The sequence below is a fragment of the Longispora fulva genome, from assembly GCF_015751905.1.
GTDB classification, from domain to species: domain Bacteria; phylum Actinomycetota; class Actinomycetes; order Mycobacteriales; family Micromonosporaceae; genus Longispora; species Longispora fulva.
The window spans coordinates 8,323,823-8,343,317 of record NZ_JADOUF010000001.1 but is presented as its reverse complement, the minus strand read 5'-3'; the positions used below and the strand labels follow the sequence as shown (position 1 = coordinate 8,343,317).

The 19,495-nt window shown below is 72.0% G+C and carries 15 protein-coding genes; 8 read left to right on the top strand and 7 right to left on the bottom strand.

Going from position 1 to position 19,495, the window contains the following annotated elements; all coding sequences use genetic code 11:
* Window positions 1-18 precede the first annotated feature (18 nt).
* The 4 genes from IW245_RS38495 to IW245_RS38480 all read right to left on the bottom strand — a co-directional run bounded on the left by IW245_RS38495 (window position 19) and on the right by IW245_RS38480 (window position 6,621).
* Window positions 19-1,566, bottom strand: coding sequence for a Rieske 2Fe-2S domain-containing protein (locus IW245_RS38495; RefSeq protein ID WP_197008920.1), 1,548 nt, complete (start codon window positions 1,564-1,566; stop codon window positions 19-21).
* 138 nt (window positions 1,567-1,704) lie between these two features.
* A complete protein-coding gene (locus tag IW245_RS42525; protein WP_197007972.1) occupies window positions 1,705-5,061 on the bottom strand; it encodes a DUF4132 domain-containing protein in 3,357 nt (1,118 codons plus the stop codon).
* A gap of 111 nt (window positions 5,062-5,172) precedes the next feature.
* Window positions 5,173-6,324, bottom strand: a complete 1,152-nt coding sequence (locus IW245_RS38485; protein ID WP_233472971.1) for a CaiB/BaiF CoA transferase family protein — start codon at window positions 6,322-6,324, stop codon at window positions 5,173-5,175.
* A 90-nt stretch (window positions 6,325-6,414) separates the two neighbouring features.
* Window positions 6,415-6,621 (bottom strand): MbtH family protein, encoded by a 207-nt coding sequence (locus IW245_RS38480; protein ID WP_197007970.1) that lies wholly within the window; start codon window positions 6,619-6,621, stop codon window positions 6,415-6,417.
* A 169-nt stretch (window positions 6,622-6,790) separates the two neighbouring features.
* On the opposite strand from IW245_RS38480, the gene IW245_RS38475 reads away from it, so the two are divergent.
* Window positions 6,791-7,567 (top strand): GNAT family N-acetyltransferase, encoded by a 777-nt coding sequence (locus IW245_RS38475; protein ID WP_197007969.1) that lies wholly within the window; start codon window positions 6,791-6,793, stop codon window positions 7,565-7,567.
* Window positions 7,568-7,707: 140 nt separating this feature from the next.
* Here IW245_RS38475 and IW245_RS38470 read toward each other — a convergent pair whose 3' ends face one another.
* Together IW245_RS38470 and IW245_RS38465 are read right to left on the bottom strand one after the other, a co-directional pair.
* Complete coding sequence (locus tag IW245_RS38470; protein ID WP_197007968.1) at window positions 7,708-8,439, bottom strand: O-methyltransferase; 732 nt, start codon at window positions 8,437-8,439, stop codon at window positions 7,708-7,710.
* 97 nt (window positions 8,440-8,536) lie between these two features.
* A complete protein-coding gene (locus IW245_RS38465) occupies window positions 8,537-9,748 on the bottom strand; it encodes a cytochrome P450 (protein ID WP_197007967.1) in 1,212 nt (403 codons plus the stop codon).
* Window positions 9,749-9,933: 185 nt separating this feature from the next.
* Here IW245_RS38465 and IW245_RS38460 point away from each other — a divergent pair, with 185 nt between their 5' ends.
* Both IW245_RS38460 and IW245_RS38455 read left to right on the top strand, forming a co-directional pair.
* Complete coding sequence (locus IW245_RS38460) at window positions 9,934-10,935, top strand: class I SAM-dependent methyltransferase (RefSeq protein ID WP_197007966.1); 1,002 nt, start codon at window positions 9,934-9,936, stop codon at window positions 10,933-10,935.
* A gap of 155 nt (window positions 10,936-11,090) precedes the next feature.
* Complete coding sequence (locus IW245_RS38455) at window positions 11,091-12,248, top strand: acyl-CoA dehydrogenase family protein (protein ID WP_233472989.1); 1,158 nt, start codon at window positions 11,091-11,093, stop codon at window positions 12,246-12,248.
* A gap of 57 nt (window positions 12,249-12,305) precedes the next feature.
* Here the strand turns inward: IW245_RS38455 and IW245_RS38450 are convergent, their stop codons facing one another.
* Window positions 12,306-13,517, bottom strand: a complete 1,212-nt coding sequence (locus IW245_RS38450) for a 3-deoxy-7-phosphoheptulonate synthase (RefSeq protein ID WP_197008919.1) — start codon at window positions 13,515-13,517, stop codon at window positions 12,306-12,308.
* A 185-nt stretch (window positions 13,518-13,702) separates the two neighbouring features.
* Here IW245_RS38450 and IW245_RS38445 point away from each other — a divergent pair, with 185 nt between their 5' ends.
* The 5 genes from IW245_RS38445 to IW245_RS38425 all read left to right on the top strand — a co-directional run bounded on the left by IW245_RS38445 (window position 13,703) and on the right by IW245_RS38425 (window position 19,449).
* Entirely contained in the window at window positions 13,703-15,328 is a 1,626-nt protein-coding gene (locus tag IW245_RS38445; protein ID WP_197007964.1) for an acyl-CoA carboxylase subunit beta, read from the top strand.
* Window positions 15,329-15,591: 263 nt separating this feature from the next.
* Window positions 15,592-16,752, top strand: a complete 1,161-nt coding sequence (locus IW245_RS38440) for a DegT/DnrJ/EryC1/StrS family aminotransferase (protein ID WP_197007963.1) — start codon at window positions 15,592-15,594, stop codon at window positions 16,750-16,752.
* The gene (locus IW245_RS38435; protein ID WP_197007962.1) at window positions 16,749-17,846 is read left to right on the top strand and encodes a Gfo/Idh/MocA family protein; all 1,098 of its coding nucleotides are present in this window, start codon (window positions 16,749-16,751) and stop codon (window positions 17,844-17,846) included. The genes IW245_RS38440 and IW245_RS38435 overlap by 4 nt, the downstream gene beginning before the upstream one ends.
* Window positions 17,843-18,508, top strand: coding sequence for an HAD-IA family hydrolase (locus IW245_RS38430; RefSeq protein ID WP_197007961.1), 666 nt, complete (start codon window positions 17,843-17,845; stop codon window positions 18,506-18,508). Before IW245_RS38435 ends, IW245_RS38430 begins: the two co-directional genes overlap by 4 nt.
* On the top strand, window positions 18,505-19,449 hold the full coding sequence (locus IW245_RS38425) for an ROK family protein (protein ID WP_233472972.1): 945 nt from the start codon (window positions 18,505-18,507) through the stop codon (window positions 19,447-19,449). The genes IW245_RS38430 and IW245_RS38425 overlap by 4 nt, the downstream gene beginning before the upstream one ends.
* The last annotated feature ends 46 nt before the right edge of the window (window positions 19,450-19,495 follow it).

Here is a 19,495-nt window from a genome sequence, read left to right as displayed (position 1 = left end):
TGGCGGTCGCCGGTGTCGCTACTCCGCGCGGCTGGCCCGGAGGTGGTGGCCGGCGCTCGTAAGGCAGCGTCCGCTGGGCAGGTCGAACTTCCAGCCGTGCAACAGACACGTCAGGGTGTCGCCCTCGACGTCCCCGAACCGGGTCAGGTCCGCCTTGAGGTGCGGGCAGCGGCGCTGCACCTGCCAGCCGTCGAGGGTGATGTCCTCGGCGTCCGTGGAGTTCTCGTGCTCGTCGTACCAGCCCTCGGCGTACTGGAGGCGCTCCTCCGACAGGCACTTGAAGAACGCGTACACGAACTCGTTGTACTGGCCGATCCGCGCGGCCGAGAACCGGCACGACAGGAACAGCGAGTTCGCCCAGTCGACCTCGCCGGTGAACAACAGGTGCTCCACCAGCCGGCGTTCCGTGCGGAACCGGTAGCGCACCTTCTCGTCGGCGGCCGGGACCACGCGCTTGCCGGGGAAGTCGACGAGGATCGACTCGATCACCACGTCGTCCGGGTCGGTCAGGTCGAACCGGACCGGGCCCCCGACGCCCTCGGCCAGGTACAGGGACTCCTCGAGCAGCGGCTCGATGCGCTCCTTCATCCCGGCCAGGACGTCGATCTCCGGGTGCTCCCAGGTCAGCTTGGCCGCCTCGATGACGGGCCGCTGCCGTTCCCGGTACTCCTTGAGGTGGCTCTCCTTGTTCGCGAAGAAGTCGTCCAGATCGTCGACGAGGTGACTGGTCTCGCAGTCCGCCGCGGTCACCTTCGACACCGAGCCGGGCAGCAGGACGTGCGCGTTGACGCCGCCGACCTTCGCGTACTCGATGAGGAACTCGTGCTGGTCGGGGAAGATGTTCCCCTCGTCACCGAAGATGTCGTTGAGGTGCCAGAGGCTGTCGTCCAGGAAACACGGCGGGCCTGCGATCGGGAAGACCTGGCTGGCCTTGAGATCGTCGATGTACCGGAAGGTGCGGTCGAACTGCCGCTCCCGCTTCTGTTTGCCGAACGCGGTCTTCGCGCTCTGCGGCAGTTCGTAGACCATCGGATACCAGATCGCGCCGGAGAACTGGATCATGTGCGCGTGCACGTGGCCCAGGTCGGTGAAGCGTTGCAGGTCCGTCGGCCGCGCGTCGTTCTGGTTGAGCAGCCGGACGCCGTCGTACTCCACCCACAGGGACGAGTCGCCGATCGGACCGTCGGTCGGGGAGGTCAGGGCCTGGATCATGATCTTCAGGCCGCCGTCGAGCTCGACCACCTCATTGGTGACGGTCTTGAGAAACGAGGAGAACCCCAGCGCGCGCAGCTCGTCCTCGAGCTCGCTCGTCGGGTACTCCGGCAGCAGAACCGTGGCCTTCTTGCTCACGAACCGGGTCAGGTGGGCCGCGTCGAAGTGGTCGCGGTGCAGGTGGCTCACGTAGAGGTAGTCGGTGTCGCCGAGCTTCTCCCAGTCGAGCTGGGAGTTGTCGGGGAAGGGGAACCACGAGGCGAAATATGCCGGATTCACCCAGGGATCGCAGAGAATGCTGCCCGCCCCAGTTGTGATTTTCATACCTGCGTGGCCTGTTCCGGTAACCTTCAGCACCGTCGCCCCTCACCTGCTCGGAACCAGCCCCGAGCATACCGAGGAGCCGCCGCGGCCGGCCGACGGCCGTACCCCATAAACAGCCCGATGATTCATCTCGGGTTGCCGTCGAACGCGTTGGTGGCCGCGCCGTTTTCACGCCGTCACCTCGGTCAGGTCCCGCAACAGCTCCGAGGCGGTGACCGGGTCGAGGTCGCCGAGCCGCAGCGATCCCCGCGGGCACCAGTCGCCGGTCGGCCCGTCGTTGACCCACACGTGCTCGACGCGCTGCTCCGGAAGCTCGGTGACCGCGCCCGCGGCGATCCCCGGATCGAGATTCACCACGATCGCCCGGCCACCGGCGACGACCATGTGCATCCAGGCCTGGATCCCCTCGTCCTGCGGGGTGCCGCGCTGCCAGCCCCGCCGTTCCAGCCCCAGGAGCCTGCCGACCGGCACCACGGCACGCCCGAACCGGGTGAGCGTGCGCGCGCCGGCCTCGGCGTCGGTGAGCGCGTACACCTCGCGGGCCAACTGCGGGAACGGCTGCGGGATCCCGCGGTCGTCGAACACCTCCGACCAGGCGGCCACGGTGTCGCCGAGGCACAGCGGATGGGCCACGGTGACGGTGGCGTCGTCGGCCAGGGCGTACGCGTCGTCCCCGACGTCGACGAACGTGCGGTCCTCGGCGACCCGGAACGCCGCGCGCACTCCGCCGTCGCCGTCCACCACCGTCCACACCAGACTTCCGGCGAGGCGCCCGACCAGTGGATGGTCGACAATCAGCGCGCCGAACTCCGCGGCAGTCCAGCCGCGCCGCGTGACCATGGCCCGCTCCAGGCGGCGGATCTGGTCGGCGGCGATCGCGCGGACGGCCTTCCGCAACCCACCGAAGACCGTGTACGCGGCGGCCGCGGTCTCCGCGTCGTCCCGCGCGCCCGGCTTCGGCAGGTCCTTGCGGCGCGCCCCCGACCCGTCGGTCACGTACGGCTTGAGCCGTTCGTCGAAGCCGACCGTGAAGCTGCGCGGGCCGTAGTCGAGGACGAGGGCGCCCCGCGGGTCGAGGCCCAGGTCGGGCACCAGCCGGTCGGCGAGCTGGTCGGCGGTGAGGCCCCGCTCGGCGGCCACCTCGCCGATCCGGTCGGCGGCCTTCCGCCGGAGTGCCCTGAACGCCGCCCGCCGCGCGAGGCCGTCCAGATGCCTGAGCGCGACGTCGGTGCCGATCGCTGCCAACACGTCCAGGCCGGTCGCGGCGCGGGCGTGGGCGCCCTCGGCGGGCCAGGAACGGATCAGCGCGGCCAGCCGGTGCACCGTGGCGTCGTCGCCGAGCCAGCGCAGCGCGTCGAACGCCCAGCTCTCCTTCGTCGGCGCCCCCGCCAGCAACCACCGCTGGAACACCACCCAGCCGAACTCCGCCAGCGACGGCGGATCGGCCACCTCCCGCACGACCGCGATCCCGGCGTAGGGCGCACCTGGTCGGGAGATCGCGAGCATCGTGCACAGGTGACCAACGGCCGCCGGTGGCAGGGCGGTGGTCCGGTCGCGCGACAGCACCTGCGGCAGGGTCTCCGGGTCGGCCCAGTCCGGCAGGGCCGGGATCCGGGACGGCAGGGTCTCCAGCGGGTCGGCGGCCAGCAGCGCCCCGATCGCGGCACCCGCGGCGTCCCCGTAGCCGGCCGCCGGCGCCGTGACCTGGTCGCGGCCGGACCGGGTGGCGATCAGCAGCAGCGCCTGCTCGGCCGCGCGGCGCCGGGCACCCGGCCTGCCGAGCGCGTCGGGCACGAGCGCGTGCGCCACGGTGCCGGCGTGCCGGGCCAGCCAGGCCAGCGCGACGGACCGCACCGACCTGAGCCCCAGCGCGTGGACCATGAACTCGGTGACCTCCGGCCCGGTGTACGGCAGCAGCAGACCCGCCGCGGTCGCCGGCTGGGACCTCGCGGCGGCCAGGGCGACCGGCAGCGCGTCCAGCTCGAACCGGGCGACGATCCGCGGCATCCACCCGGCGGCGTCCTCCATGTCCGCCACCCGCCACGCCGACACCCATGGGCCGACGAGCTCGACGGGCCCGTCGGCGAACAGGCCCTGCTCCTCGTGGTGCCGCAGCCTCCCGGCGGCGAACTCGGCGACGCCCTGTTCCCACGACCGGTTCGGATCCCACCGCGGGGAGCTCGACCGGGCGGACATCCAGACGTCGCACTCGCCGGCCGTCCACGCGATCGACGCCGCCGACGTGCGGGGCAGGTCGAGCACCGCCGGTGTCGTCCGCCGCCGGGGTCGCGTCCACGGCGGGCTGACCAGCATCGCCGGCAACGCGTCGGCCTCGGTCGCCGGGACCGATCCCGCCCGGTCGACGAGGACGGCCAGCACGTCGCGCGCCGCGCCGCCCAGCGCGGGTCGGGCGGCTTCGACCGCATCAGGGTGGCTGAGCGCGTGGCCGTGCAACAGCTGCCCGGCCGTGCGACCTGCGCCGGAGTCGATGGCCGCTGCCGCCGCCAGTAGCCGCGCCGCCCGGACCGGGAACCGCTCGGCCGCGACCGCCATCGCGGGGGCGAAATACCTGTGGTCCAGCCGTTCGACGAGCACCGCCATCGCCGCGTCACCGGGCAGCGCCGCGAGCACCGACAACACGCGCTGCCGGGCGTCGGCGGCACCCCGCTCGCTGTCGATCATGTCGACCAGGATGTGGGCGAGCGCTTCCGCGCCGGCCGCCCCGGCGCCCTCCGCCGCGGTGACCAGCAACCCGAGGTCGCCGCCGATCTCGTGCATGGCCAGCTTCGCGGCCGCCAGCCGGAACTGCTCTCCCGTGCCGGCTGCGCACCACAGCATCAGTCGCACCACCACGTCGGAGTGCTCGCCGAACCGCCGGCAGTCGGCATCCGGCCAGGCGGTCTCGGTCGGCACGAGGAACGAGGTCGTCGCGCGCTGCCGCGCGGAGCCGCCCCGGAACGCCTCCAGAGCCCGGACGACCTCGGCGTGGTCGGTGTCCCCGACGGCGGCGACGTGGGCGCGCACCCGGCACGCCACCGGCGACCACCGTGGCCACTGCAGGGGCCCGGGGTCGGAGGCGAACCCCCGGCCGCCGGGCGCGGGGGCGGCGAGATCGGCCAGCTCGGCCAGGGCCGCGGCCGCGAAGGCGACCCCGCGCCCGGCCACCCAGGCGTCGGCGAGCGCGACCGTCTTCTCCGGCCGCTCCCAGCCGAGCACGGACAACGTGGCCGCCAGAACCGCCGCAGCACCCACCGGGGTGGCGGCACCGACCCCGTCGGCCAGGTACACCCGGGCGGCGGCGACGCGGTCCGGGTCGCCGCTGATCCCGTCGAGCACCCGGTCGATCGCCGCGGCGCCCCTGCCGAGCAACTCCCGGGGCGTGGTCATCTTCGGCCGCATTTCCGGGCCGGGGACGCCGCCCCGCCGGGGCACGATCACCTGGCGCCAGTCGGACGGAATGATCAGGGTGTCCTCGTCCCGCCGTGTCGCAGCCGAGGTGTCGGTGCCGCACTCCGTAGCCCGCACTGCCACTCCCCTGGTCGTGTCCACAGCGGGCTCACTGTAGCCAGGGCCCCCGACGAAACCGCAGAGCCTGCGGACGAACAGCGGGCATCGATGACCAATACGTGCCGCAGGTCAGGCCGCGCCGGGCGTGGTCAGCTCCCTGATCTCGTCCGGCGCGTACCCGAGCCCGCGCAGCACCTCCACCGTGTGCTCGCCCAGCGCCGGGACCGGGCCCGCCGGCAGTTCCACGCCCGCGAACGTGAACGGGGGCAGCAGCGCGCGCACGTCGCCGCCCGGCGTGCGCACCACCCGCCACCGGTCCCGCGCGGCGAGCTGCGGGTGCGCCAGCAGGTCCGGCACCCCCTTGAGCATGGCGGAACCGACGTCGATCGCGTCGAGCCGTTTGATGACCTCGTCGGCGTCCATCGTCGTGGTACGCCCGGCGACGAGCGCGTCGACCACCCGGCGGTGGCGCACCCGGGCCACGTTCGTGGACCAGGCGGGGTCGTCGGCCAGCTCGGGCCGCTCCAGGAAGCCGGCGGCGAACCGGGCCCACTCGCGGTCGTTCTGCACCCCGATGAGGACCTCCCGGTCGTCCGCCGTCGGGTAGGCGTCGTACGGCGCGACGCTCGGGTGGGACAGGCCGGCCCGGCCCGGCGCGCGCCCGGCGGCCTGGGTGTAGTGCAGCTGGTATCCCAGCCACTCGGCGGTCGCCTCGAACATCGAGATCTCGATCGCGCTGCCCTCGCCGGTGGTGCCCCGGCTGACGAGCGCGGCCAGGATCGCCGAGAGCGCGTACATGCCCGCGGCGATGTCGGAGGCGGGGACGCCGGCCTTCGCGGCCCGATCCGGCGACCCGGTCACCGACGCCAGTCCGGACTCGCACTGGACGAGCATGTCGTAGGCGCGCTTGTTGCGGTACGGGCCGGTCGCTCCGTAGCCGCTGAGGTCCACTGTGACCAGACGTGGGTGCCGGGCCCGCAGGTCCGCGGCCCCGAAGCCGAGCCGGCCGGCGGCACCGGGCGCGAGGTTCTGCACGAAGACGTCGGCGCCGGCCACCAGGTCGCCCAGCACCCGACGACCACCGGCCGTCTTGAGGTCGAGGACAACGGACTCCTTGCCCCGGTTCAGCCAGACGAAGTGGCTGGACAGGCCGCCGACCACCCGGTCGTATCCCCGGGCGAAGTCGCCGCCGTCGGGCCGCTCCACCTTGACCACCCGCGCGCCCAGGTCCGCCAGGTGCCGGGTGGCGATCGGCGCGGCGACCGCCTGTTCGAGCGCCACGACCGTGACACCCAACAAAGGCAAAGGGGCTCGGTCGATCGGGAGCGGTGCGTTCATGGCGGTACCCTTTCCCGTTTGCTGGTGGGCGGTCTACCTGTCCGTCGCCGTCAGCGAGGTCGGGCGCATGTCGGTCCAGGACCGCTCGATGTGGGCCACGCAGGCCGGGCGGCTGTCGGGGCCGGCCTCCACCCGCCAGCCGGCGGGCACGTCGGCGAAGCCGGGCCACAGCGAGTACTGCCCGTCGTCGTTGCGCAGCACGAGAAAGTCGCCGGACCCGTCCTCGAACGGATTGGCCATGGTAGTCACCATCCTCAGTGAGCGGGCCGTGTTCGCCCAACGTAGAACGCCGGCCGGTGGCGGACATCCCTCGGTCGGGTAGTGCGTCCGGCGGCGTACACCATCTCGCCGGCCACCGCGACGGCCACCCCCGAACCGCCGATAGGTCCCGGCAACTACATTTGGGGGCATGGAGAAGGACATCGTGGAGATCGCCCGGATCGTCGAGGGCCTGCGCTGGCACGCGCTCGAGGACGACGAGGTCGTGGGGCGCGGCGACGCCCTGCGCCGGCCGGACGGCCGGGTGTTCCTCGGCATCGACGCCTGGCGGGACGAGGTCTTCGGGCTGTTGGCCGCCACGATGCTGTCCGATCTCCCCGGCACCGTCTACACGCTGGTGGACGAGGACGACCAGGAGGCCCGGGCCCGCTGGCGCGGCGCCGGCTTCGTGGTGTGCCGGCAGGAGCGGGTGTACCGGGTCCCCACCGACCCGGAGATCACCGGGCTCGGCCGGGTCCCGGCACCGCCGGGCGTGACGATCCTCCCCATGGGACAGGCCGAGGAGGAACCGCTCAGGGAGCTCGACCGGGTGGTGCGCGCGGAGGTGGACGCCACGGTCGGGTGGCAGTCCATGCCGGCGGAGATGCGTACCCGGCCGGACGGGACGCTCGGGGTCATCGACCCGTCGGCGTACGTCGTCGCGGTGCAGGACGGGGAGTACATCGGGCAGACCCGGGTCGCCGTGCTGCCCCGCCGTTCGCGGCTGGGCCTCGTCGCGGTCCGGACCGCCCACCGGCGTCGCGGGCTGGCCCGGGCGATGCTGGCCGAGATGCTGGGCTCGTTGCACCGATCCGGGATCACGTCAGTGTCCGCTGAGGTCGATGATCTCAACAAGGCGGCCATCACGCTGTTCGAGAGCATCGGCGCGCAGCGCGTGGGCGGCGCGATGGAGATGCTGCACCTCTGACCGACGGAGCCGACCAGGCCCACGGCGGCGCGGGCCCGTGCCCAGATCCGGCGCACCGGCGCGGACGCCCGGCAGCGGCGCGGCCATCCTCCAGGACGGGCCGACGCCGCCGCCCGGCGGGTCGCGTCGTCGCCACCGGGTCAGGCCCGGCCCTCCGCGTCACCGTCGACGCGTCGGGCCACCCACAGCCCGTCGCGCAGCGGCACGATCACGCTCTGGAAGGCCGGATCCTTGGCCAGCGCCTCGTTCAGGCTGCGGACCCCGAGCACCTGGTTGACGGTGTCGGCGCCGTCGGGCTCGAACACGTGGCCACCGCAGAACGCGTTGTCGATGATCATGACGCCGTCCTCGGCCAGGTGCGAGGTGCACTGCTTGAGCAGCTCCAGCGCCAGGTACGGGTCGCTGCCGAAGTACGCGTGCTTCATCACGTCCTGGAAGATCAGGTCGAACGTGCCCAGCTCGGGGATGAGCTCGAACGCGTCGCCGACCATCACCTCGATCCGGTCGGCGTAACCGGCCCGCGCGATGTAGTCCTCGGCCCGGGCGGCCCGCGCCGGGTCGATCTCGATGCTCACGATCCGGCCGCCCGCGGGCAGCGCGTCGGCGAGCCACAGCGCCGAGTACCCGATGGCGGTGCCGATGTCGAGCACGCGGGCACCGGCCGAGAGGTGCAGCCCGGCCAGCATGCTGACGATGGCTCCCTCCAGCCGGCCGATGATCGGGATCCCCTCACTCCGGGCGACGTCCTCCATCTCGGTCAGCACCGCGGACAGCTTCGGGGGCAGCGCGGACGCCCGGGCGGTCTCGGTGGCGAAGATTTCGCGGGGATCCGTGCTGTCCTGCGGAACTATGGTGAGGGACGGGTTTTCCATCGAGGTTCTCCGATCGGCGGATAGGCTGGCCTTGCGGTCACGTGCCTGTGGAGCGTGGGCTCTGGCGGGATGGTGAAAGGTGCTGGCGGCACGGCCCTCAGGACCGGCGGACCTCGAGCGGCAGCTTGTTGACGCCGATCATCGCCCAGGGGTTGCGCAGGTGGATGGGTGCGTCGCTGGCCAGCCTGATGTCGCTGTACCGCTCCATCAGGATGCGCAGCGCGACCTTGACCTCCAGGCGCCCCAGCGGCGCGCCGAGGCAGAAGTGGATGCCCTTCCCCCACGTCAGGTGCGGGTTGGACGTGCGGAGGATGTCGAACCGGTCGGGCTCGGTGAAGACGCGCTCGTCCCGGTTGGCGGTGGTCAGCCACGACAGGACGAAGTCCCCGGCGGCGATCTCCTGACCGCCGAGCACGGTGTCCTTCGTCGCCGTCCTGCCGAGCCGCGGGAACGGCGGCCGGAAGCGCAGCGACTCCTCGATGGCGGCCGGAACCAGGGACATGTCCGCCCGCACCAGCGCGGCCGCGTCGGGATTCTCCTCGAACGCGAGGACGGTGTTTCCCAGGGTGGACGTCGCGGTGACGTGGCCGGCGAGCAGCAGCAGGCCGATGAAGCCCACGATCTCCTCGTCCTCCATGCGCTCGCCGTCGACCTCGACAGCCATCAGCTTGCTCGTCAGGTCGTCGTCACCGGGCTGGGCGCGCCGCCGGCGGACGAAGTCGAGCACGTACGTGTTCAACTCGCGGATGAGCGGGGCCACGTTGCGGACCGCCTTGTCGCCGAGCTCGGTCAGCGACTCGTCCGGGTCGGTGTTGTGGATCTCGAAGAACGTGTCGGCCACCCGGCGCACGAGCAGCTGGTCGGAGGCTGGAATGCCGAGGAGTTCGGCGATCACGATGAACGGCAGCGGGTACGCGAGGCTGTCGATCAGGTCGAACCGGTCCCCGCCGGCGGCGTCCGCCTCGTCAAGCAGCCGCGTGGTCACCTCGGCGATGCGCGGCTCGAGGCCGGCGATCATCTTCGGCGTGAACGCCTGGCTGACCAGGCCGCGCAGCTTGCGGTGCTCCGGATCGTCCAGCCGGACGAAGTTGCCCCTCTTGAACAGGTCGAAGTCCTCCTGCTTGGGGGCCAGGGCGCTGACGTCGGAGGAGAACGTCACGGAGTCCGTCAGTACGGTGTTGACGTCGTCGTAGCCCATCACCTGCCAGGCCTGCACCTTGTCGTCGAAGTGCACATCGCCGCGCTCGCGCAGCCCGTCGAGATAGGCGAGGAAGCTGGGCAGTGTCCGCTGGGCTTGGGTCAACGTCATTAGGATCACTTCTCTCGTACGGCCCTGATGGTGCTGTGCTCGCCAGCCACGCTAGATCCGGGCCGCACCGCAACGGCATCCCTCAGTCTGCTAGTGGCTGCGGTGACCCGACCGCGGTGCTCTTGCCGCGCACCGTCAATGTGCGGGATGGCGCCAGGTCCCGTTTGCGGCCACGATGATCGACCATGGACGGCTTCGAGCTACACGACCTGGGGCGCAAGCTGATGAAGATCGGCGAGGAGGCCATCCCTGACACAGCGGGGCTCCGCCGGCTGCCCATCGGCGTACGCCACATCCTGACCGACGTGTTCGGCCACCCGGGCACGTCGATCACCGAGATCACCGAGCGCACCGGCTTCCCGGAGAGCCACATCCTGGCGTCCGTCGCGACGCTGCGGGACGTCGGCGCGTTGGAGACCGCGGTCGACCCGGATCACGAGGGTCGGACCATCGTCCGGCCGATCCCCCGGCACAGCGCCTCCGACCGGGCGGCGGCGCCTGTCGACGAGCTGCTCGCCGCCGCGGCCGGCATCGGGGACCCCGACCAGGTCAAGGAGATGGTCGCGACGCTGGAGATGCTGGCGCGCCGGCTCACCGGCAGGCTGTCGCCGGAACACTTCAACGTGCAGTACGCGGGAACGCCGCCCTGGGAGACCGGACGCCCGCAGCCGGCGCTTGTCCGGCTCGCCGAGTCGGGCGCGTTCCGCGGCCGGGTCCTGGAGGCGGGGTGCGGCACCGGCGAGCACGCGCTGATGGCGGCGGCGCTCGGCCTGCCGACGGTCGGGATCGACCCGGCGTCGGCGGCGATCGACATCGCGCGGCGCAAGGCCACCGAGCGCGACCTGCCGGCGCGGTTCGTGGTGGCGAGCGCGTTCGCTCTGGGCGAGCTGGGCGAGCGGTTCGACACCGTCCTGGACATCGGGCTGTTCCACGTCTTCAGCGACGAGGAGCGGGCCCGTTACGTCGACAGCCTGGCCACCGTGACGTCCCCGGACGCCCGGCTGTTCCTGCTGTGCTTCAGTGACCGCCAGCCGCCCGGCAACGGGCCGCGGCGGGTCAGCCAGGACGAGATCCGGGCCAGCTTCGCCGACGGGTGGCGGGTGGACGCGATCGAGGCGTCGACGCTCGACAACAACAACAATCCCGGTGGCGTGCTGGCGTGGTTGGCGACCATCACCCGGGTGTGAGATAGCCGTTGTTCGCGAGAACCGGGCCCACCGCCGAACAATGCCGCGGGCCCGGTTCCGCGATGAATTGACGCGTCATTCTGCCGGACGAATACCGTTGAGTGAGCAGCTTGACATCCCGCCAAATCGGCGGGCATGTTGAAATAATGACAGCCATTGACCCTCATGACTATCTCGCCGTTGACGACGAATTGGAAGACAGCGAACGCGATCTGCGGGACACGGTGCGCGCCTATGCGACGACCGAATTACTGCCGCAGGTCAATGAGTGGTACGAGCGCGGAGAGCTACCCCGCCACGTCGCCAAGGAACTCGGCGCACTGGGCCTTCTCGGGATGCAACTGACCGGCTACGGCTGCGCGGGCGCCTCGGGCACCGCGTACGGCGTGGTGTGTCGTGAGCTGGAGGCCGTGGACTCCGGCTTGCGCAGCCTCGTGTCGGTCCAGGGTTCGCTCGCCATGACCGCGATCCACCGGTGGGGCGACGAGGAACAGCGCCAGGAGTGGCTGCCGAGGATGGCCACCGGCGACGCGCTCGGCTGTTTCGGGCTGACCGAGCCGTCCTCGGGCTCCGATCCGGGTTCGATGCGCACCACGGCCCGCCGCGACGGCGACGACTGGGTCCTGAACGGCTCCAAGACCTGGATCACCAACGGCACGATCGCCGACGTCGCCGTCATCTGGGCGGGGACCGAGGACGGCATCCGCGCGTTCCTGGTGCCCACCGGCACCGCCGGGTACAGCGCGACCGAGATCCGGCAGAAGCTCTCCCTTCGCGCCTCGATCAGCACCGACATCCTGCTGGAGGACGTCCGGGTGCCGTCGTCGGCCATCCTCCCGCACGCCCCCGGCCTGGGCGCGGCGCTGTCGTGCCTGAACGAGGCCCGGTTCGGCATCCTCTGGGGCACCATCGGCGCGGCCCGCGCCTGCTACGCCGCGGCGCTGGAGTACACCGGCAACCGCGAGCAGTTCGGCCGGAGCCTGGCGAGCTTCCAGCTCTCCCAGCGCAAACTCGCCTACATGGTCGTGGAGATCACCCACGCCAGCATGACCGCGATGCGGCTGGCCCAGCTCAAGAAGGCCGGCACGCTGCGGCCCGAGCAGATCAGCCTCGGCAAGCTCGCCAACGCGCGGTCGGCGATCGAGGTCGCCCGCAGCGCCCGCACCATGCTCGGCGCCAACGGCCTCACCCTCGCGCACCCGGTGATGCGGCACATGTCCAACCTCGAGGCCGTGCTCACCGTCGAGGGGACCGAGGAGATCCACGAACTCGTCATCGGCCGGTCGATCACCGGGGTGCAGGCGTTCCGCTGACGGACGCGACCGTGGACGTCGGCCGGGTGGGCACACCGGTCGACGTTCGCGGCGGGTTCAGTACCCGGTGGGAATCAGGTCGGCCACCAGCGTGGCGATCTCCCACGCCTGAGCGGGGTTCAACCGCGGGTCGCACGCGGTCTCGTAGCGCGCGCCGAGATCGGACTCGGCGACCCCGCCGCCGACGCACTCGGTGACGTCGTCGCCCGTCATCTCCAGGTGCACGCCGCCAGGGAACGTGCCTAGTCCCCTGTGGACCTCGAAATAGCCGGTCAGCTCGTCCTTGACCTGGTCGACGTACCGGGTCTTGTGACCGGTGGCCGAGGTGACGGTGTTGCCGTGCATGGGATCGCACTGCCACACCACCGCGTGTCCCGAGGCGGACACCTTCTCGATGATGGCCGGCAGCACATCGCGGACCCGCCGTGAACCCATCCGGCTGATCAGCGTGAGTCGGCCGGGCACCCGGTGCGGGTCGAGCCGCCGCACGTACTCGACGGCCTCCTCCGGCGTGGTGTGCGGCCCGAGCTTCACCCCGACCGGGTTGGCCACCAGCTCGGCGAAGGCGATGTGCGCCCCGTCGAGGTCGCGGGTCCGCTCCCCGATCCACAGGAAGTGGGCGGAGCCGCTGTACGGCGCCCAGCCGGCCGAGGGCTCGCGCCGCAGGAGCGCCTGCTCGTAGTCGAGGACCAGCGCCTCGTGTGCCGTGAAGACCCGGCCGTGCCCGGACGCGCGCAGAAAGTCGATCGCCGTCGACGACGCCCGGTACGCGCGCAGCATCCGGTCCGGATCCGCCTCGCGCGCGGCGGGCTCGGCGGCGAGGCCGTTGACCATGTCCCCCCGGTAGACCGGCAGGCCGTCGGCGTCGGTGGCCGCCGACCGCGGCTTCGCGAACTGCCCGGCCATCCGGGCCACCCCCACCGTCGGCAGGCCCGAACGGCGGCCCAGCTCGGCGGCCATCCGCGCCAGCAGGTCGAGATTGCCCCGCAGGTGCGCATCGGTGTTGCCGGCGAACGTCTCGGCGCAGTCGCCGCCCAGGAGCACGAACGCCGCGCCCCGCGCCACCGCTGCCAGCCGGGCCGACAGCAGGTCGACCTCGCCGGACGCCACCAGCGGCGGGCTGCCCCGCAGTGCCGCACGGACGCCGCGGACCCGCGTGGCGTCCCGCCAGCCGGGCAGCTGCGCGGCGGGACGGGTGGCGGCGACGGCGACCCGCAGGGAACAGCAACCCGTGGGATCGCCGACCGGGGCGAGCCGCCCGGAGTTCATCACGGGCGCACGGGACAGACCGGAGCCGACCCGACGCCCAGCATCACACCCATCGAGGTCCGCCTCCTCCCGCAGTCGACGGTGTCGAGGCTAGGGTGACCCGGGTACCACGGCCATCCTCAATGCTTGTAGGCCTTCGCGCGAAGGGTCGGCGCGCCGGAACATCGACGTTAAGCTCCGCGACCATGAGGACCACCACTGCCATCGAGCCCGTCGACTCCTCTGACGCCGACGCCCCGTCCCCCGAGGGGAACACCACGGCCGACAAGCTGTCCGACCTCGCCGACCGCGTCGACAGCGCCCTGCACCAGGGCGGCGCGGCCGCGGTGTCCCGCCAGCACGCGAACGGCCGGCGGACCGCACGCGAGCGGATCGACGCGTTGCTGGACCCCGGTTCGTTCCTCGAGCTCGACGCCCTGGCCCGACACCGCTCCACCGTCGCGTCGATGGCGGCGCGCCGCCCCTACGGCGACGGCGTCATCACCGGCACCGGCACGATCGACGGCCGCACCGTCGCGGTGTTCAGTCAGGACGCCACGGTGTTCGGCGGGTCGCTCGGCGAGGTGCACGGCGAGAAGATCGCCAAGGTCATGGATCTGGCGGTCAAGATCGGCTGTCCGCTCGTGGGCATCAACGACGGCGGTGGCGCCCGGATCCAGGAGGGCGTCGGCACGATGGGGCAGTACGGCGGGATCTTCTACCGCAACGTGCGGTGCTCCGGGGTCGTGCCACAGATCTCGCTGGTCATGGGGCCGTGCGCCGGCGGCGCGGTGTACTCCCCCGCGCTGACCGACTTCATCGTCATGGTCGACCGGACCAGCCACATGTTCCTCACCGGGCCGGAGGTGATCAGGACCGTCACCGGCGAGGAGGTCGACCTGGAGGAACTCGGCGGCGGACGCCTGCACAACTCGCGTTCCGGGGTGGCGCACTACCTGGCGTCCGACGAGGCCGACGCGCTCGACTACGTCCGAGCCCTTCTGGACTACCTGCCGAGCAACAACCTGTCCGAGGCGAAGGTCTACCCCGGGTCGGACACCGGGACCCTCACGGCCACCGACCTGGAACTCGACACGATCGTCCCCGACTCGCCCATCCAGGCGTACGACATGTACGGGGTGATCACCAGGGTGCTCGACGACGGGGAGTTCCTCGAGGTGCACGAGCTGTTCGCGCCCAACATCATCGTCGGGTTCGGACGGGTGGACGGGCGCAGCGTCGGGGTGGTCGCCAACCAGCCCATGCACCTCGCCGGCTGCCTGAACATCGACGCCTCCGCGAAGGCCGCCGGGTTCATCCGGACCTGCGACGCCTTCGGCATCCCGGTGCTGACCTTCGTGGACGTGCCCGGCTTCCTGCCCGGCACCGACCAGGAGTGGGGCGGCATCATCCGGCACGGCGCCAAACTGATCTACGCCTACGCCGAGGCCGTCGTCCCGATGGTCACGGTGACCACGCGCAAGGCGTACGGCGGCTCGTACGGCGCCATGGGTTCCAAGCACCTCGGCGTCGACGTCAACCTGGCCTGGCCGACCGCGCAGATCGCCGTGACCGGGGCCTCGGCGGCCGTCAACCTCCTCAACCGCAGGGAGCTGGCCGCGTTGGAGGGCGGGGAGCTGGCCGCTCGACGCGCGGAACTCGTCCGGGAGTACGAGGAGTCCGCCAGCCCGTACCTCGCGGCCGACCGCGGCTACGTCGACGCCGTCATCCCGCCGTCGCACACCCGCGGGCGGGTCGCTGGCGCGCTGCGGCTCCTGGCGACCAAGCGGGTGGACACTCCGCCGCGCCGGCACGGGAACATCCCGCTCTGACCCAGCCGATCCACAATGGATGGTTCGTGGGGCGGGAACGATGCGCTGTCAAGATGAGGGATAGTCGCGCCTGACTCTGTCTTCGTACTGTGTGGAAAAAGCGCGATCGCCCAGCCGCAGCGGGACATCGCCCGGAGTTCGTGCACCGGGTCGTCCGCGACATGGCGGCGGGTACGAGAATCCTCCCCACGGTGGGTTGCCGAGAGTGCTCGGAAAGTGCTCATCGCCGCGGGCCGGAGGCAAACAAAAGGAGTGCAGTGGAGATGAGTCCTCGACCCGCACCGAAATTTCCGGACTGGCCGCAATTCGATGACACGGAACGCCAAGCGCTGGACCGTGCCCTCACCCAGGGTCAGTGGTGGCGCATGGGCGGCACCGAGGTGGAGAGCTTCGAGCGGGAGTTCGCCGGGTACCACGGTGCCCAGCACGCCCTGGCCGTGACCAACGGCACCCACGCGTTGGAGCTCGCCCTGCAGGCCATGGGCGTGGGACCGGGCACGGAGGTCATCGTGCCGGGCTTCACCTTCATCTCGTCCTCGCAGGCCGCCCAGCGGATCGGCGCGGTCGCCGTCCCGGTGGACGTCGACCCGGACACCTACTGCGTCGACGTGGCCGCCGCCGCGGCCGCCATCACGTCCCGGACCCGGGTGATCATGCCGGTCCACATGGCCGGGCTGATCGCCGACATGGACGGGCTGGACAAGCTCGCCGCCGACTCCGGCGTGCAGCTGCTCCAGGACGCCGCCCACGCGCACGGCGCACAGTGGCAGGGCAAGCGGGTCGGCGAGCTGGGTTCCGTCGCGGTGTTCAGCTTCCAGAACGGCAAGCTGATGACGGCCGGCGAGGGCGGCGCGGTGCTCTTCCCCGACGAGGAGATGTACGAGCAGGCGTTCCTCCGGCACTCCTGCGGCCGACCCCGCACCGACCGTCGCTACCACCACCAGATCGCCGGCACAAACATGCGGATGAACGAGTTCTCGGCCGCCGTGCTGCGGGCCCAGATGACCCGCCTCGACGCCCAGATCGAGGTGCGTGGCCAGCGGTGGCAGGCGTTCTCCGACCTGCTCGCCCAGATCCCGGGCGTCCGCCCGCAGTCCGGCGACCCGCGGGCCGACCGCAACCCGCACTACATGGCGATGTTCCGCCTTCCCGGCTGGTCGGAGGAGCGGCGCAACCTGCTCGTCGACCGGCTGGTCGAGGCCGGGATCCCGGCGTTCGCCGCCTTCCGCGCGATCTACCGGACCGCGGCGTTCTGGGAGACCGGGGCACCCGCGGAGTCGGTCGACGCCGTCGCCGAGCGGTGCCCCAACGTCGAGGCGATCAGCCAGGACTGCGTGTGGCTGCACCACCGGACGTTGCTCGCCTCCGAGCAGGACCTCGCCGACACCGCGGCCATCGTGGCCGAATTGGTGGCCACGGGATGAGGATCCGCACGGTACTGATCGGGTTCGGGTGGTCAGGCCGGGAGATCTGGCTGCCCCGACTCCTGGCCCGCGACGACTACGAGGTGGTGGCGGCCGTCGATCCCGACCCGGCCACCCGGGAGGCGTTCACCGCCGCGACGGACCGTCCGGCGTTCGCCGACATCGACGGGCTGCGCGCCGGGGACGCCGACCTCGCGTTGGTCGCCGCACCCAACCACGTGCACGCCTCGCTCGGGCGGAGCCTCCTGCAGCGGGGCTTCGCCACCTTCGTGGAGAAGCCGGTCTGCCTGACCACCGCCGAGGCGGACGCGTTGGCCGATGCCGAGCGCGACGGCGCGGGGACGCTGCTGGCCGGCAGCGCCTCGCGGTACCGGGCCGACGTGGCGGAGCTGGTCAAGCTCGTGCCGGAACTCGGCCGCCTCCGCAACGTCGAGCTGGCCTGGGAACGGGCCCGCGGCGTGCCCCAGTCCCGGGGCTGGTTCACCAACCGGGCGCAGGCCGGCGGCGGGGTGCTCCTCGACCTCGGCTGGCACCTGCTCGACGTCTTGGAGGAGGTCGTCGGTCCGGTGAGTTTCGACCAGGTCGCCGCGTCCACCTCGGACGACCACGCGAACGATCCCCGCTGGGCCGCGGCCTGGCGGCACGATCGGCCGGCCCCGGACGTCGAGGTCGACGTCGAGGACACCGTGCGCGGATTCCTGGTCGCCGACACCGGCCTGTCCGTGAGCGTGCGCGCCAGCTGGGCCACGCACTCGGCCACCCATGACGCGACCACGATCCGGGTCGACGGCAGCGAGGGCACCGCGACGCTGCGCACCACGTTCGGGTTCAGCCCGAACCGGGAGCCGCGGCCCCGGATCACGGCCGTCCGCCAGGGGCAGGCGCGGGAGATCGCGGTGCCGGTCGAGCCGATCGGCGCCGAGTACGACCATCAGCTCGACGACATCCGACACCGGCTGTCCGACCCGTCGTCGCGGGGGCGCGCCATCGCCGGGGTGCGCCGGATCGTCGCCACGATCGAGGCGATCTACGCGGCCTCCGCCGGTCCCCTGGTACCGGGCGAGCCGGTCGCGACCGCGGCGGCCCCCCGATGACCAGCGGCCCGGTGCGCGACGCGGTGGTCTTCGACCTCGACGGCGTCCTCGTGGACAGCCACGAGACGATGGGCAGGGCCTTCGCCGTGGCGTACGCCGAGGTGGTCGGTGACGAGCCGGCCCCGTTCGCGGAGTACCAGCGGTATCAGGGTCTGTATTTTCCGGAGATCATGCGGCGGATGGGCCTGCCCCTGGAGATGGAGGAGCCGTTCGTCCGGGAGAGCTACCGGCTCGCCGACCAGGTACCCGTCTGTGACGGGGTCTTCGAACTGCTCGAGACGCTGCGGGACCGGGGCTTCCGGCTGGCCGTGGCCACCGGCAAGGCCGGACCGCGGGCGCGCTCGTTGCTGACCACCCTGAAACTGATCGAGTACTTCGACCAGGTGGTCGGTTCCGACGAGGTCGCCCATCCCAAGCCGGCCCCCGACATCGTGCTGCGGGCACTCGGCCTGATCGGCGCGCGACCGGACGGGGCCGTCATGGTCGGCGACGCGCCGGCCGACATCCGCTGCGCCCGCGACGCCGGGGTGACCTCCGTGGCGGCGACCTGGGCGACCGTGGACGAGGACGACCTGCTCCGCTCCGGCCCGGATGTGGTGATCCGCTCCCCGCTGGAACTGCTGGCGCTGTGTCCACCCGTCCCCGTTCGAGGTCACGGGTGATAGCCCGCGTCGTGCCGCTCAGCCGGAAGCCGCCGCGGGACGGGACCTGGCTCGGACTCGACCTGGGCGGCACGAAGGTCGCCCTGCGGGCCGAGACCGACACGGGGGTGGTCCGCGAACACGTCTTCCGGTGGCACGGGCGCGGCCTCGAGTCCGATCTCGCGCAACTCGCCGCGGAGGTGGAGCTCTTTCGACAGCAGGTTCCCGACGGATTCGCCGGCGTGGGCGTCGCGCTCCCGGCCGCCGTGGGCACGGACGGACTCGTCACGGCCTGGCCGAACCGGCCCGAATGGCTCGGCCTGAACGCACGGCGGACCTTCCACGCGCTGTTCGGGGACATACCGGTGGGATGGGCCGACGACGGGGCCCTGGGCGCGTTGGCCGAGGCCCGCGCCTCGGGCTGCGACGACGTACTGCTCTACGTCGGGGTCGGCACGGGCGTCGGCGGCGGTCTGGTCGTCGACGGCGTCCTGTGGCCGGGGCCGGACCGCGGCTCCTTCGAGATCGGCCACCTCGTGACCGACGCGGACGGCCCGAAGTGCCGGTGCGGACGCCGCGGCTGCCTGCAGGCCACGGCCTCCGGGCCGGCCACCCTGGCCCGGGCGGCCCGGCTGCGCGGCGCCGACGTCGGGTACGACGAACTCCAGCAGGGCCTCCTCGCTGACGAGGAGTGGGCCGTGCAGTCCGTGGACCGCTCCTGCCACCGGCTCGCCGTGGCGATCACCGGGGTCCGGGAGCTGCTGCACCCGAGTCTGGTCGTGGTGGGCGGGGGCTTCGCCGCCGGACTCCCCTGCTTCGCCGACACGGTCGCCCGGCACATGGCCACCCAGGCCCGGCCCGGCGTACCTGCCCCGGTGGTGACGTCGTCGCTGATGGGCGGGAACTCGACGCTGCACGGCGCGGTGGCGCTGGCCCACATGCTGGGGCAGAACTCGCACTGACACGTGGCCACCGGCCACATCCAACGAGGTCTCCGGTATCTGGTGT